A 14,984-nucleotide genomic window follows, 5' to 3' on the forward strand; every position below is an offset into this window, starting at 1 on the left:
GCTTACGCGATCTCTTTGTATTCCGGGATCTGCATCAATTCGTCCTGCATGATCTCTCGCGCAGCACGTACACATTTACCGCATTGATTTCCCACCGGAACAAATTTGCGTAGCTGCTGAAATGACTGAGGCTGAAACTGGCGAACGGCCTGACGTATTTTTTTGTCGCTTACACCATTACATAAACAAACGTACATTGAGACTCCCGTTCAAATTATGCGCAAAGTGTAAGTGAGAATGGTTATGATTACAATAGCACAAACGCCACAATACGGGGCGGGAGCAGGCAAAAAATGCGTAATTTTGTGACAGTAACTGAGCGGCAGAAAACAAAAAAGGACGCCGAAGCGTCCTTTTTTTATTCGGGGATAATTAATTAGCCCAGAACTTTAGCAACAACGCCCGCGCCAACGGTACGGCCGCCTTCACGGATTGCGAAACGCAGACCGTCGTCCATCGCGATTGGGTGGATCAGAGTCACAACCATCTTGATGTTGTCGCCTGGCATTACCATCTCAACGCCTTCTGGCAGTTCGATGGTACCGGTCACGTCAGTTGTACGGAAGTAGAACTGTGGACGGTAGCCTTTGAAGAACGGAGTATGACGGCCGCCTTCGTCTTTAGACAGGATGTACACTTCAGATTCGAACTTGGTGTGTGGCTTGATTGAGCCTGGCTTCGCCAGAACCTGACCACGTTCGATTTCTTCACGTTTGATACCACGCAGCAGAACACCAACGTTCTCACCAGCACGGCCTTCGTCCAGCAGTTTGCGGAACATTTCAACGCCAGTACAGGTAGACTTCGCAGTCTCTTTGATACCAACGATTTCAACTTCTTCACCAACTTTGATGATACCGCGCTCTACACGACCGGTAACAACGGTACCACGACCGGAGATGGAGAATACGTCTTCGATTGGCAGCAGGAATGGCTTGTCAATCGCACGCTCTGGTTCTGGGATGTAAGAATCCAGGAAGCCAGCCAGTTCGATGATTTTAGCTTCCCACTCAGCTTCGCCTTCCAGCGCTTTCAGAGCAGAACCACGAACGATTGGAGTGTCGTCGCCCGGGAAATCGTACTGAGACAGCAGTTCACGAACTTCCATCTCTACCAGTTCCAGCAGCTCTTCGTCATCAACCATGTCGCATTTGTTCAGGAACACGATGATGAAAGGAACGCCTACCTGACGACCCAGCAGGATGTGCTCACGAGTCTGAGGCATTGGGCCGTCAGTCGCAGCAACAACCAGGATCGCGCCGTCCATCTGCGCAGCACCGGTGATCATGTTTTTAACATAGTCGGCGTGGCCTGGGCAGTCTACGTGTGCGTAGTGGCGAGTCGGGGTGTCATATTCAACGTGGGAAGTGTTGATGGTGATACCACGTGCTTTTTCTTCTGGTGCGTTATCGATCTGGTCGAATGCACGAGCAGAACCACCGTAGGTTTTAGCCAGAACGGTAGTGATTGCAGCAGTCAGGGTAGTTTTACCATGGTCAACGTGGCCGATAGTACCAACGTTGACGTGCGGTTTTGTACGTTCAAATTTTTCTTTAGACACGGCTATATTCCTTACTATAGTGCTCTCCCCTGTGGAGAGAGCACGGGACTTAGGTTTTAATCCTGTGGATTACTTACCACGGGCTTCAATAACGGCCTGAGCAACGTTGTTAGGCGCATCATCATACTTCAGGAATTCCATGGTGTATGATGCACGACCTTTGGTCAGAGAACGCAGCTGAGTTGCATATCCGAACATTTCAGACAGCGGAACTTCAGCGTGGATCTTAACGCCAGTTACTTCGGATTCCTGACCACGCAGCATACCGCGACGACGGCTCAAGTCACCGATAACGTCACCGGTGTTCTCTTCAGGAGTTTCTACTTCAACCTTCATGATTGGCTCAAGCAGAACTGGTTTTGCTTTCTTAAAGCCTTCTTTAAAGGCAATAGACGCAGCCAGTTTAAACGCCAGTTCAGAGGAGTCAACGTCGTGGTAAGAACCGAAGTGCAGACGAACACCCATGTCAACAACCGGATAGCCAGCCAGAGGGCCCGCTTTCAGCTGTTCCTGGATGCCTTTATCAACGGCTGGGATGTATTCGCCAGGAATTACACCACCTTTGATGTCGTTGATGAACTCGTAACCTTTCGGGTTAGAGCCCGGCTCCAGTGGGTACATGTCGATCACAACGTGACCGTACTGACCGCGACCACCAGACTGCTTAGCGTGTTTACCTTCAACATCGGTAACTTTCGCGCGAATCGCTTCGCGGTAAGCAACCTGAGGTTTACCCACGTTCGCTTCAACGTTGAATTCACGCTTCATACGGTCAACGATGATGTCCAGGTGCAGTTCACCCATACCAGCGATGATGGTCTGGTTAGATTCTTCATCAGTCCATACGCGGAATGATGGGTCTTCTTTCGCCAGACGGCCCAGAGCCAGACCCATTTTTTCCTGGTCAGCTTTGGTTTTTGGTTCAACTGCGATGGAGATTACCGGCTCAGGGAATTCCATACGCTCCAGAATGATCGGGTGATCCGGGTCACACAGGGTGTCACCAGTGGTCACGTCTTTCAGACCGATAGCTGCAGCGATGTCGCCCGCACGAACTTCTTTGATCTCTTCACGTTTGTTAGCGTGCATCTGTACGATACGGCCAAAACGTTCACGCGCCGCTTTCACGGAGTTCAGGATGGTGTCACCGGAGTTAACCACACCAGAGTAAACGCGGAAGAAGGTCAGGTTACCCACGAATGGGTCGGTAGCAATTTTGAACGCCAGTGCAGAGAATGGCTCTTCGTCGCTTGCGTGACGCTCAGCCGGAGTATCTTTACCGTCGTCCAGGATGCCGTTGATCGCAGGAACGTCAACTGGGGATGGCAGGTAGTCAACTACCGCATCCAGCATCGCCTGAACACCTTTGTTCTTGAACGCAGAACCACAGGTTACCAGGATGATTTCGTTGTTCAGAACGCGCTGACGCAGAGCTTTTTTGATCTCTTCTTCAGTCAGTTCTTCACCACCCAGGTATTTCTCCATCAGCTCTTCAGAAGCTTCAGCAGCGGATTCGATCAGGTTCTGGTGCCATTCGTCAGCCAGGTCCTGCATTGCAGCTGGGATATCTTCGTATTCGAAGGTAACGCCCTGGTCTGCATCGTTCCAGTTGATGGCTTTCATTTTCACCAGGTCGATAACGCCGGTGAAGCCTTCTTCAGCACCAATTGCCAGCTGCAGCGGAACAGGGTTCGCGCCCAGACGGGTTTTGATCTGGCCAACAACTTTCAGGAAGTTAGCACCCATACGGTCCATTTTGTTAACGAACGCGATGCGTGGAACTTTATATTTGTTCGCCTGACGCCATACGGTTTCAGACTGTGGCTGAACACCACCAACTGCGCAATAAACCATTACCGCGCCGTCAAGAACACGCATGGAACGTTCTACTTCGATGGTGAAGTCAACGTGCCCTGGGGTGTCGATGATGTTTACGCGATGCGGTTCGTACTGCTTAGCCATACCTGACCAGAATGCAGTAGTCGCTGCGGAGGTGATAGTGATACCACGCTCCTGCTCCTGTTCCATCCAGTCCATGGTGGCTGCGCCGTCATGAACTTCACCGATTTTATGGTTTACACCGGTGTAGAACAGAATACGTTCGGTAGTAGTGGTTTTACCGGCGTCGATGTGCGCACTGATACCGATGTTACGGTAGCGTGCGATGGGTGTTGTACGAGCCATTTGATTCCTCGTTTATATCTTTAGGCGTTCAGTTAAGTTACCCAGAGCGGGCGGCTTCTCTGAAGCGCCCGCCTGGTGACTAATACTCCGAAGGGATTACCAACGGTAGTGTGCGAACGCCTTGTTGGCTTCTGCCATACGGTGAACGTCTTCACGTTTCTTAACTGCAGTACCTTTGTTGTCTGCAGCATCAGAAAGTTCGTTCGCCAGACGCAGAGCCATGGATTTATCACCGCGTTTACGAGCAGCTTCAACGATCCAACGCATTGCCAGAGCATTACGACGAACCGGACGAACTTCAACTGGAACCTGATAAGTAGAACCACCAACGCGGCGGGACTTAACTTCTACGGTTGGGCGAACGTTGTCGAGAGCGACTTCGAAAGCTTCCAGTTCATTTTTACCAGAACGCTGAGCCAGGGTCTCAAGCGCGCTGTATACGATTGCTTCTGCAGTAGATTTTTTACCATCTACCATCAGGATATTTACAAATTTTGCCAGCAGTTCTGATCCGAATTTCGGATCTGGAAGAATTTTACGCTGACCAATGACGCGACGACGTGGCATGGGAATACTCCGTTGTTAATTCAGGATTGTCCAAAACTCAAAGAGTTTAGTTTGACATTAAGATAAATCAGTTTGGCCTTACTTAACGGAGAACCATTAAGCCTTAGGACGCTTCACGCCGTACTTGGAGCGAGCCTGCTTACGGTCTTTAACACCTGAGCAGTCGAGCGCACCACGAACGGTGTGGTAACGAACACCCGGAAGGTCTTTAACACGACCGCCACGGATCAGGATCACGGAGTGTTCCTGCAGGTTGTGACCTTCACCACCGATGTAGGAAGTCACTTCGAAACCGTTAGTCAAACGCACACGGCATACTTTACGCAGTGCGGAGTTTGGTTTTTTAGGAGTGGTGGTATATACACGAGTACATACGCCACGTTTCTGCGGGCAGGCTTCCAGCGCAGGCACGTTGCTCTTTGCAACTTTGCGTGCGCGTGGTTTGCGTACCAGCTGGTTAACTGTTGCCATTAAATAGCTCCTGGTTTTAGCTTTTGCTTCGTAAACACGTAATAAAACGACCTCATACAATATGAGGACGCGAAATTTTAGGGCTACGTCGAAAAGGTGTCAAGAAATATACAGCGATCTCAAATCACCAGTTCATTTGACTGGCGTGCGTCACAGTAAGATTGACGAAATCAGTATAGCCAACCACGTCAATTTTGGCTGAAATTTGACCAGAAAGACCCCGCGCATCCAGATCGTCCTTCAGCGCAGAGACTGTTATGGGGGCATTCGTGAGAATTTCAACGAAACGACTGCCGTCCAGTGCGGCAAGCACACCATCCTGAATCAGCAGCAGGTCATCACCTTCGCGCAGCATGCTCAGTAACGCATCGATATCACATTGCCACGGTGAATGGCTCAGAGTATGGAGCATGTCAGCCTCAGAAAGTCAGAACGGTGTCGTAGTGGGAAAGGTGTTCGCGCAGTGCAGCAGAAGACAGGACTGTCACATCCAGCACGAAAGGCGTTGCCTCGTTTAAACCGCGCGCGGCCAGGGAGTCGGCACAGACATAGAAGGTTTCGATATCGTAAAGCGGTAACACTTTGAACGTCGTGATGTAATCACGCGCCAGAATGGCCTGAGGCTGCTGCCCCGCCAGAAGCTGAAATACGCCGTCGCCCAAAAAGAAGACACCGATATCTTCGGTCAATGCTGAGGTCGCGAGCAGCGCATCCAGCCCTTCTCTGCCGGACGCATTGCCGTGCGGTGCGGAGGAAAAAACAAACGCGACACGCTTCATCAGAATTGCACCACTCTGTCGCAGGTTAATGCCGCCTGTGCCAGTGCACCCAGGCCACTCAACGAAAAGCCGGGCTGCAGGTTAGAACCCGATAAACCAAGACGTGCGGCTTCGGTTGCATCGGTCACCCCGCGGCGCAGTGCCGCCGCCACGCAGATGTGCAGTTCTACGCCCTGCTTTTCGTTTAATGCCTGCCAGGCGCGCACCAGATCGAATTCGTCGCTCGCCGGTGACGTAAACTGATTCGCGTTATACACCCCTTCCCGATAGAAGAAAACGCTCGCCAGCTCATGTCCGGCCGCCAGTAGCGCATGCGCAAACTGCAGCGCGCTGCTGGCCTGCTGAGTGCCGTACGCCGGGCCTGTCACCATTAACGCAAAACGCATTACTTGTCTTGTCCCTGGAAATCGCCGCTTTTGAACTGGCGAATATAGAGGTAGACCGTGTGCTTGGAGATGTTCAGACGATCGGCCACCTGATTAATGGCGTCTTTAATATCAAAAATCCCTTTTTCGTAGAGATTGAGCACGATCTGGCGATTCTTGGCGTTGTTCGAGACGTTGCGATCGGCATTCACCTCTTCAATCGTAAACTCAAGCGTCTGCGTCACCAGATCTTCAACGGAGGAGGCAAAGTTAACAGAAGAGCCAACGTCCGGCGTTTCTGGTGGAATAAAGGTGCTCATGATTTGCGAGAATGGCACATCAAGGTTCATGTTGATGCACAGCAGCCCAATAACACGATGCTCGCGGTTTCGAATCGCGATGGTTTCTGATTTCATCAGCACGCCGCTTTTGGCGCGGGTGAAATAGCATTTGGAGACGCTGCTGTCCGCGCCGGTCATGTCATGCAGCATACGCAATGCAAGGTCGGTAATTGGCGAACCAATTTTACGGCCAGTATGTTCACCATTCGCAATGCGGATGGCGGAACACTTCAGATCTTGCAGGGAGTGCAATACGATTTCGCAGTGGGAGCCAATGAGCATCGCTAACCCGTCCACTACCGCTTCGTAGGATTTCAGAATATCGAAGTCGGTCTGATCGAAAGGACGTTGATCCAGCAAATCAAGTTCACTGGTTTCGTTGGTTAAAAGCGACCTGGACATGAAAAAAACACTCCTTTTCAGGAGCCTGTCGTTAGGTTTTCAGGGCAGGCTCATTATCTACACGGACAACTAAATTAATACAGCGTGCGTAGCGCTTTCCAGTGTTAATTATATCTGCCCCACAATAAAAAAACCGCCGCCTGAAAGGCGGCGGGTTTTTTTCAACATTACTTCTTAGCAGCAGCGGCTTTATCGTCAGCCGGTGCGTCTGCTTTCGCATCCGCTTTCGGTGCCGGTTTGATATCCAGCAGCTCTACGTCAAAGACCAGCGTAGAGTTAGCAGGGATACCCGGAACGCCGGTTTTGCCATAGGCCAGATCCGGTGGGATAACCATCTTGATCTTGCCGCCTTTCTTGATGTTTTTCAGGCCTTCAGTCCAGCCAGGGATCACACCATCCAGACGGAAGGAGAGCGGCTCACCGCGGGTGTAAGAGTTATCGAACTCTTTACCGTCGATCAGCGTACCTTTGTAGTTCACAACAACGGTGTCGCTGTCTTTAGGCGCATCGCCGGTGCCTTCTTTCTCAACTTTGTACACCAGGCCGGTAGAAGAGGTTTTCACACCTTTCTCTTTGGCAAAGGTATCGCGGTAGGCTTTGCCTTTCGCTTCGTTGTCTTTAGCGTCCGCGTCCATCTTGGTCTGAGCGGCACCCTTCACGCGCGCTTCGAACGCCTGCAGAGTCTGTTCAATTTCCTGGTCAGACAGCTTGCTCTTATCTGCAAATGCGTCCTGAACGCCCGCGATCAGCTGAGCTTTATCCAGTTTGATGCCCAGTTTCTCTTGTTCTTTCAGAGAGTTTTCCATGTAGCGACCCAGAGATGCGCCCAGTGCGTAGGCGGATTTCTGGTCGTCATTTTTGAACGCCGCTTTGCTGTCTGCAGTGGCAGCAGGCTTCGCAGCAGTATCAGCAGCGAATGACAGCGGCGCGTTCAGCGCAACAGCCATCGTCGTCGCCAGCAGCGTTACTTTAAACAGTGATTTCATCCATATCTCCAGGGCCTGGGGACTCTCACCCCAGCGTTAAACGTAAATGAGTTACGTACTATAAAACGTTGCGGAAGAAATCTACAGACAGACACTTCCAATTCTCGCCACTTTTCAGACTATTTTTGTTTAAATAAGTTTCCTGCCAAAGGGATGCAGACTGTACTTAAGGATAAACTCAGTTAAACTGCGCCGCCGCAGGGCCATTATGGCGAATCTGAAATAAACGAGGTGAATGATGAAGGATACAGCAATAGAAGCGAGAATGGCTGAGCTGGAAAGCCGCCTGGCTTTTCAGGACATCACCATCGAAGAGCTAAACCAGACCGTGACCGCACATGAGCTCGAAATGGCAAAACTGCGGGATCATATGCGCCTGCTGACGGAAAAGCTGAAGGCTACACAGCCGTCAAACATTGCCTCTCAGTCAGAAGAGACGCCACCTCCTCATTATTGAGGCGTAAAAAAAGCGGGATTATCCCGCTTTTTTTGTGCCCGGTGGCGCGAAGCTTACCGGGCCAACATACCAAATACCCTATGGATTTCGAGTCGCAGGAAGGCGGCAAGCTTGAAAATCCCCGGGAGCATAGATAACTATGTGACCGGGGTTTGAAAGCGCAGCCAACGCACCTGCGGCTTGAAAGACGACGGGTATTAGTGGCAACCGCAGCCGCCGTTACCGCAACCACCTTTACCGTGGTCGTGACCATGGTCGTGATCGTGGCCGTGACCACCGCAGCAGCCGTCGTGGCCGTGATCGTGGTCATGGTCGTGACCATGCGCACCGTGAACGTGGCCATGAGCCAGCTCTTCTTCGGTCGCTTCACGGATCGCAACAACTTCTACGTTGAACTTCAGGTTCTGGCCAGCCAGCATGTGGTTACCGTCAACCACGACGTGGTCATCTTCCACTTCGGTGATTTCAACAGGAACCGGGCCCTGGTCAGTTTCAGCCAGGAAGCGCATGCCAACCTGCAGTTCGTCAACGCCCATGAACACGTCTTTAGGAACGCGCTGAACCAGGTTGTCGTCATACTGACCGTAAGCGTCGTTCGCGCCTACAGCAACGTCAAATTTGTCGCCAACTTCATGACCTTCCAGCGCGTTTTCCAGGCCGGAAATCAGGGAACCGTGACCATGCAGGTAGTCAAGCGGCGCACTCACCGGAGACTCATCAACCAACACACCGTCTTCTGTACGTACCTGATAGGCCAGGCTGACCACCAGGTCTTTTGCTACTTTCATGATATCTCCTGAGCGTGGGAAAATTGCTGGCGCAGATTGTAGCGGAAATCTGCACCCGTGTACCCTTTAGCTTAAAAAAACTCAGGGCATATCGCTAGTCCGGATGAAAAATCCCGATAACTTGCTCTTCTTTGCGAACGTGATCGCGGGCCTCTTTATCGGCCTCACGCATCTGGTGACCGCACTTAACACACTCAACAACATCAACATTATTTTCCCGCCACATCGCCAGGGTATCTTGCGCCTGACAGGTCGGGCATTTTGCACCCGCGATAAAGCGTTTACGTACAGCCATCTTTCGTTACCCTTTATTCAAATTCATCCCAGCCATCAAGCTGGCGTCGTTCCTGTTGCATCTCTCGCTGGAAGATCTCCTCCAGCTCGCGACGCGCTTCCCGCACGCGGGAGATCTGCGCCGTATCGGTATGTACCGGCATCAGCTCGCGCAGCATCCGCATATCCAGCCGGCGGAAGTGCATCTGGGCGCGCTGCGCCTGATGCGGATGCATGCCGAGCGAGATCAGCGCCTTACGACCCAGCTCCAGCGCACTGGAGAACGTCTCACGGGAGAAGTGTTTCACACCCGCCTGCAACAATTCGTGAGCTTCAACACGTCCCCGCGCACGCGCCAGAATATGCAGATGCGGGAAATGCTGCTGGCACAGATCCACCAGCTTCATCGTGTCTTCCGGATCGTTACAGGTAATCACGATGGACTCTGCCGCTTCCGCCCCCGCCGATCGCAGCAGCTCGAGCTGGGTCGCGTCGCCGTAGTAAACCTTGTAGCCATATTTACGCATCAGGTTGACCGCGCTGATATCCCGCTCCAGTACCGTAATGCGCATTTTGTTCGCCATCAGCAGGCGTCCAATCACCTGTCCGAAACGGCCAAAACCCACCACAATCACCTGCGGCTTATCGTCTTCCACCCACGGCGCTTCGTCTTCATCGTCATTTGGGTTCAGGCGGCGCGACAGCAGTTTATCCACCAGCTTCATCAGCAGCGGCGTGGTCATCATAGACAGCGTGACCGTCACCAGCAAAAGCGCCATCTGATCGTCTTTAAACAGCTTCTGGGAGGATGCGGTCGAGAACAGCACAAACGCGAACTCGCCTCCCTGGCTTAACACGCTGGCAAACTGCATGCGTTCCGAACTGCGCAGCCCGTAGATACGCGCTATGACGTACAGTACCAGCATCTTCACCGCCACCAGAATGGCGACGCTCATTATCACCCACAGCAGATGGGTATAGAGCACACCGAGGTTAAGCGCCATCCCCACAGAAATAAAGAACAGGCCTAACAGCAGCCCTTTGAAGGGATCGATGGCAATTTCCAGCTCGTGCCGATACTCGCTCTCCGCCAGCAGCACCCCGGCGATAAAGGTCCCGAGCGCCATCGACAGCCCCAGCGCGTCCATAAACAACGCCGATCCCAGCACCAGCAGCAGCGTCGCGGCGGTAAACACCTCGCGAACGCCCGACGCGGCAATAAAGCGGAACACGGGACGTAACAGGAAACGACCGCCAATCAGCATGCCCGCGAAGGCCAGCACCTTCATGGCGATTTTAGCCCAGTCGAAGTGATCGTCCCCGGACCCCGCCAGCAGCGGCACCAGCGCCAGCGCCGGGATCACCGCCAAATCCTGGAACAGCAGCACCGAAAAGCCCAGCTGACCGGCTTCGTTACGGTTCATCCCTTTGTCGCGCATCAGCTGTAGCGCCATCGCCGTCGACGACATCGCAAGGCCTATCCCTCCAATCACCGCCGCCTGCCATGAAAAGTGGGTCAGCATTAACAGGCCGCCCAGGATCGCGGCGCTGAATAACACCTGCGCGGCGCCCACGCCAAAGATAGAGCGTCGGAGCTGCCACAATTTCGAAGGATTCAGCTCCAGGCCGATGATGAACATCAGGAACACCACGCCCAGCTCGGAGAAATGGAGGATCTCATCGACATCGCTGATGAATCCCAGCCCCCAGGGACCAATCGCGATCCCCGCCAGCAGATACCCCAGCACCGCACCGATACCAATACGGGCTGCAAGCGGCACCGCGACGACGGCCGCAAATAAAAACAGCACCCCGGCGAGGAGTAAATTCGATCCTTCCATTAACGACCTCCTGCCGGAATGGGCGACGCCAGCCATTCACCGTAGGCTCTGGCGTGGCTTGCCAGCTCTTTCGGATCCTGACGCCGCGCCCAGTAGACAATAATCGGGCTCATCCAGTGCATACGGCACATGGCCGCCGTCAGTTCGAATGGCCTGAGGATATCGCTCATCGGATAGCGGTTCAGCCCGTCGTGACGGTAAGCGCTTTCGGGTTCACCGGTCGTAATCACACTACGCCAGTACTTTCCCGCCAGCTGGTTGCCCCCCACCCCGCTGGAGAAGCCCCGGCTCAGCACGCGGTCCAGCCACTCTTTCAGCAGTGCCGGACAGCTATAGGTATAAAGCGGATGCTGGAACACAATCACGTCATGCTGACGCAGCAGCTCCTGCTCGTAAGGGATATCAATAAAGAAATCAGGATAGTGCGCGTAGAGATCGTGCACCGTTACGTTACTAAGCTGTGTGGCCGGCTTAAGCAGCACCCGGTTTGCCACCGAGTCCTGAGATTCCGGATGGGCATACAGCAGCAGCACTTTTGCTGTCTGAGACATCATTCCCCTCCCGGTCTTGTTTCTGTTTTTGTGTATCGTCGCTGTTTTGGGCTACCATGGCGGCCCGGTGCGGAAAATGGCCCACACCTTACATTATCATAATGACAAATTAACATAGTCGGAACATACGGCGCTTCTATGATTGTTTTCTCCTCGTTACAAATTCGTCGCGGCGTGCGCGTTCTGCTGGATAACGCCACTGCTACCATCAACCCGGGCCAAAAAGTGGGTCTGGTCGGCAAAAACGGCTGCGGCAAATCCACCCTGCTGGCGCTGCTGAAAAACGAGATTAGCGCGGATGGCGGTAACTTTACCTTCCCGGGGAACTGGCAGCTCGCCTGGGTAAACCAGGAGACGCCTGCGCTGAGCGAACCGGCACTCGACTATGTTATCGACGGCGACCGTGAATACCGCAAGCTGGAAGCGGAACTTCATTCTGCTAACGAGCGCAACGACGGTCACGCCATCGCCACCGTTCACGGCAAGCTGGACGCCATCGACGCGTGGACCATTCGCTCCCGCGCCTCCAGCCTGCTGCACGGCCTGGGCTTCAGCAACGAACAGCTGGAACGTCCGGTCAGCGACTTCTCCGGCGGCTGGCGTATGCGCCTCAACCTGGCGCAGGCGCTGATCTGCCGCTCTGACCTGCTGTTGCTCGACGAACCGACCAACCACCTCGATCTCGATGCGGTTATTTGGCTGGAGAAGTGGCTCAAGAGCTATCAGGGCACTCTGATTCTGATCTCCCACGACCGCGACTTCCTTGACCCGGTGGTGGATAAAATTATTCATATCGAACAGCAAACGATGTTCGAGTACACCGGCAACTACAGCTCCTTCGAGCGCCAGCGCGCGACGCGTCTCGCCCAGCAGCAGTCCATGTATGAAAGCCAGCAGCAGCGCGTGGCGCACCTGCAGAGCTTTGTGGATCGCTTTAAGGCCAAAGCCTCAAAAGCCAAGCAGGCCCAGAGCCGCATCAAGATGCTGGAACGCATGGAGATGATTGCCCCGGCGCACGTGGATAACCCGTTCCACTTCAGCTTCCGCGAGCCGGAAAGCCTGCCGAACCCGCTGCTGAAGATGGAGAAGGTCAGCGCGGGCTATGCCGACCGCATTATTCTCGACTCCATCAAGCTCAACCTGGTGCCGGGTTCCCGCATTGGCCTGCTGGGGCGTAACGGCGCCGGTAAATCGACGCTGATCAAACTGCTGGCGGGCGAGCTTAACCCGGTCAGCGGCGAAATCGGCCTGGCGAAGGGCATCAAACTGGGTTACTTCGCCCAGCATCAGCTGGAATTTTTACGCGCGGATGAATCGCCGATTCAGCACCTCGCGCGTCTTGCGCCGCAGGAGATGGAGCAGAAGCTGCGCGACTATCTCGGCGGCTTCGGCTTCCAGGGCGATAAGGTGACTGAAAACACCGAGCGTTTCTCCGGCGGCGAAAAGGCCCGTCTGGTGCTGGCGCTGATCGTCTGGCAGCGTCCGAACCTGCTGCTGCTCGATGAACCGACCAACCACCTGGATCTCGACATGCGTCAGGCGCTGACCGAAGCGCTGATTGAGTTCGAAGGCGCGCTGGTGGTGGTTTCGCACGACCGTCACCTGATCCGCTCCACCACGGACGATCTCTATTTAGTGCACGGCGGCAAAGTCGAACCGTTCGACGGCGATCTGGAAGACTATCAGCAGTGGCTGACGGACGTGCAGAAGCAGGAAAACCAGCCGGAAGAGTCAGCGAAAGACAACGCCAACAGCGCGCAGGCGCGTAAAGATCAGAAGCGCCGTGAAGCGGAGCTGCGCACCCAGACGCAGCCCCTGCGTAAAGAGATTACCCGTCTCGAAAAAGAGATGGAAAAACTCAACGCCACGCTGGCTATCGTTGAAGAGAAGCTCGGCGATAGCGGCCTGTATGACCAGAGCCGCAAGGCTGAGCTGACCGACTGCCTGCAAACCCAAGCGAAGACCAAATCCAGTCTCGAAGAGTGCGAGATGGCGTGGCTCGACGCGCAGGAACAGCTGGAAGCGATGCTGCAGGCTGACTGACTTATTTACCCCGTTTGAAGAGCAGAATCCGTACCGGGTTCGGAAATCCAGCTTAAACGGGGTACAATTCGGAAAGTATCGTAAATTTCCGACAAGAATCAGCATCGCGCTTATGACCCAAATCATTCCATCAGACTTCGACATTGCGGCCGAAGACAGCACTGAGTTCGTGCCTATGCGCGGCGTGGCCAATCCGCATTTGCAGACCATGCTGCCGCGACTGATCCGCCGCAAGGTTCAGTTCACCCCGCACTGGCAACGGCTTGACCTGCCAGACGGTGACTTTCTGGATCTCGCCTGGAGCGAAGCGCCTGAACAGGCTCGCCATAAGCCGCGTCTGGTGGTTTTCCACGGTCTGGAAGGCAGCCTGCACAGCCCGTATGCGCATGGGCTAATTGAGGCGGCAAAAGCGCGCGGCTGGCTCGGCGTGGTGATGCATTTTCGCGGCTGCAGCGGTGAACCGAATCGTCAGAAACGCATTTATCACTCGGGTGAAACCGAAGACGGAACGTGTTTTTTACACTGGCTGCGGGAAAATTATGGCACCGTGCCAACGGCCGCCGTGGGCTACTCGCTGGGCGGCAATATGCTGGCCTGTCTGCTGGCCAAAGAGGGTGAAAGCGTACCGCTGGATGCCGCCGTCATTGTCTCCGCGCCGTTTATGCTTGAGCAGTGTAGCTACCACATGGATAAAGGCTTTTCCCGCGTCTATCAGCGCTACCTGCTCAACCTGCTGAAGGCCAACGCGGCGCGTAAGCTGAAGGCCTACCCGGATACCCTGCCGGTAAGCCTGCGCCAGCTGAAAAAGGTGCGTCGTATCCGCGAGTTCGACGACCTGATCACCGCGAAAATCCACGGCTTCGCCGATGCGATTGACTATTATCGTCAGTGCAGCGCCATGCCGCTGCTCAGCAAGATCACGCAGCCAACGCTGATTATTCATGCCAAAGATGACCCATTTATGGATCATCACTCGATCCCCGCTCAGGAATTCCTGCCCGACAACGTTCACTATCAGTTGACCGAGCATGGCGGCCACGTCGGGTTTATCGGCGGCACGCTGCGCCGCCCGAAAATGTGGCTTGAGGCGCGAATTCCTGACTGGCTGACCCCTTATCTGGACGGTGCAAAATGATTATTCCCTGGCAGGATCTGGCTCCCGAAACGCTCGATAATCTGATTGAAAGCTTTGTATTACGCGAAGGCACCGATTATGGTGAACAGGAACGCTCGCTTGAGCAAAAGGTCAACGATGTTAAGCGCCAGCTGAAAAGCGGCGACGTGGTGCTGGTGTGGTCAGAACTGCATGAGACGGTCAATATCATGCCCCGCAACGCGTTTCACGGCTGATCTTCCACCCTTTTCAGTCAGGGAG

18 protein-coding genes are annotated in these 14,984 nt (G+C 54.0%); 4 read left to right on the forward strand and 14 right to left on the reverse strand.

Going from position 1 to position 14,984, the window contains the following annotated elements:
• Nucleotides 1-2: 2 nt before the first annotated feature.
• The 10 genes from bfd to fkpA all read right to left on the reverse strand — a co-directional run bounded on the left by bfd (nt 3) and on the right by fkpA (nt 7,656).
• A complete protein-coding gene (gene bfd / locus LBF07_RS09590) occupies nt 3-197 on the reverse strand; it encodes a bacterioferritin-associated ferredoxin (RefSeq protein ID WP_008503493.1) in 195 nt (64 codons plus the stop codon).
• A gap of 179 nt (nt 198-376) precedes the next feature.
• Entirely contained in the window at nt 377-1,561 is a 1,185-nt protein-coding gene (tuf, locus tag LBF07_RS09595) for an elongation factor Tu (protein ID WP_014068448.1), read from the reverse strand.
• Between the two features lie 69 nt (nt 1,562-1,630).
• Nucleotides 1,631-3,745: an elongation factor G gene (gene fusA, locus LBF07_RS09600; protein ID WP_033146789.1), complete on the reverse strand. Its 2,115-nt coding sequence runs from the start codon at nt 3,743-3,745 to the stop codon at nt 1,631-1,633.
• 96 nt (nt 3,746-3,841) lie between these two features.
• A complete protein-coding gene (gene rpsG, locus LBF07_RS09605) occupies nt 3,842-4,312 on the reverse strand; it encodes a 30S ribosomal protein S7 (RefSeq protein ID WP_004106370.1) in 471 nt (156 codons plus the stop codon).
• A 96-nt stretch (nt 4,313-4,408) separates the two neighbouring features.
• Nucleotides 4,409-4,783, reverse strand: a complete 375-nt coding sequence (gene rpsL / locus LBF07_RS09610) for a 30S ribosomal protein S12 (protein ID WP_000246815.1) — start codon at nt 4,781-4,783, stop codon at nt 4,409-4,411.
• Between the two features lie 124 nt (nt 4,784-4,907).
• On the reverse strand, nt 4,908-5,195 hold the full coding sequence (tusB, locus tag LBF07_RS09615; RefSeq protein ID WP_033146790.1) for a sulfurtransferase complex subunit TusB: 288 nt from the start codon (nt 5,193-5,195) through the stop codon (nt 4,908-4,910).
• A 7-nt stretch (nt 5,196-5,202) separates the two neighbouring features.
• Nucleotides 5,203-5,562, reverse strand: a complete 360-nt coding sequence (gene tusC / locus LBF07_RS09620) for a sulfurtransferase complex subunit TusC (protein WP_094934898.1) — start codon at nt 5,560-5,562, stop codon at nt 5,203-5,205.
• Entirely contained in the window at nt 5,562-5,948 is a 387-nt protein-coding gene (gene tusD, locus LBF07_RS09625) for a sulfurtransferase complex subunit TusD (protein ID WP_033146792.1), read from the reverse strand. The genes tusC and tusD overlap by 1 nt, the downstream gene beginning before the upstream one ends.
• The gene (locus tag LBF07_RS09630; RefSeq protein WP_014171909.1) at nt 5,948-6,670 is read right to left on the reverse strand and encodes a transcriptional regulator; all 723 of its coding nucleotides are present in this window, start codon (nt 6,668-6,670) and stop codon (nt 5,948-5,950) included. Before LBF07_RS09630 ends, tusD begins: the two co-directional genes overlap by 1 nt.
• Nucleotides 6,671-6,837: 167 nt before the next feature.
• A complete protein-coding gene (fkpA, locus tag LBF07_RS09635) occupies nt 6,838-7,656 on the reverse strand; it encodes an FKBP-type peptidyl-prolyl cis-trans isomerase (protein ID WP_023309460.1) in 819 nt (272 codons plus the stop codon).
• 238 nt (nt 7,657-7,894) lie between these two features.
• On the opposite strand from fkpA, the gene LBF07_RS09640 reads away from it, so the two are divergent.
• A complete protein-coding gene (locus tag LBF07_RS09640) occupies nt 7,895-8,113 on the forward strand; it encodes a protein SlyX (RefSeq protein ID WP_023309461.1) in 219 nt (72 codons plus the stop codon).
• A gap of 197 nt (nt 8,114-8,310) precedes the next feature.
• Here the strand turns inward: LBF07_RS09640 and slyD are convergent, their stop codons facing one another.
• From slyD to kefG, 4 genes are all read right to left on the reverse strand, one after another.
• Nucleotides 8,311-8,901: a peptidylprolyl isomerase gene (gene slyD, locus LBF07_RS09645; protein ID WP_014833521.1), complete on the reverse strand. Its 591-nt coding sequence runs from the start codon at nt 8,899-8,901 to the stop codon at nt 8,311-8,313.
• A 94-nt stretch (nt 8,902-8,995) separates the two neighbouring features.
• Nucleotides 8,996-9,196, reverse strand: a complete 201-nt coding sequence (locus LBF07_RS09650) for a YheV family putative zinc ribbon protein (RefSeq protein WP_033146793.1) — start codon at nt 9,194-9,196, stop codon at nt 8,996-8,998.
• 13 nt (nt 9,197-9,209) lie between these two features.
• On the reverse strand, nt 9,210-11,015 hold the full coding sequence (kefB, locus tag LBF07_RS09655; RefSeq protein WP_094934897.1) for a glutathione-regulated potassium-efflux system protein KefB: 1,806 nt from the start codon (nt 11,013-11,015) through the stop codon (nt 9,210-9,212).
• Nucleotides 11,015-11,569 (reverse strand): glutathione-regulated potassium-efflux system ancillary protein KefG, encoded by a 555-nt coding sequence (gene kefG, locus LBF07_RS09660; protein WP_021242220.1) that lies wholly within the window; start codon nt 11,567-11,569, stop codon nt 11,015-11,017. Before kefG ends, kefB begins: the two co-directional genes overlap by 1 nt.
• Nucleotides 11,570-11,704: 135 nt before the next feature.
• Here kefG and LBF07_RS09665 point away from each other — a divergent pair, with 135 nt between their 5' ends.
• The 3 genes from LBF07_RS09665 (at nt 11,705) to LBF07_RS09675 (ending at nt 14,959) form a co-directional block, all read left to right on the forward strand.
• Nucleotides 11,705-13,609, forward strand: a complete 1,905-nt coding sequence (locus LBF07_RS09665; protein ID WP_033146795.1) for an ABC transporter ATP-binding protein — start codon at nt 11,705-11,707, stop codon at nt 13,607-13,609.
• 112 nt (nt 13,610-13,721) lie between these two features.
• Nucleotides 13,722-14,744: a hydrolase gene (locus tag LBF07_RS09670; RefSeq protein ID WP_087823617.1), complete on the forward strand. Its 1,023-nt coding sequence runs from the start codon at nt 13,722-13,724 to the stop codon at nt 14,742-14,744.
• A complete protein-coding gene (locus LBF07_RS09675; protein ID WP_008503016.1) occupies nt 14,741-14,959 on the forward strand; it encodes a YheU family protein in 219 nt (72 codons plus the stop codon). The genes LBF07_RS09670 and LBF07_RS09675 overlap by 4 nt, the downstream gene beginning before the upstream one ends.
• The last annotated feature ends 25 nt before the right edge of the window (nt 14,960-14,984 follow it).

Source organism: Enterobacter cloacae complex sp. ECL352 (assembly GCF_020149545.1).
GTDB lineage: Bacteria > Pseudomonadota > Gammaproteobacteria > Enterobacterales > Enterobacteriaceae > Enterobacter > Enterobacter asburiae_B.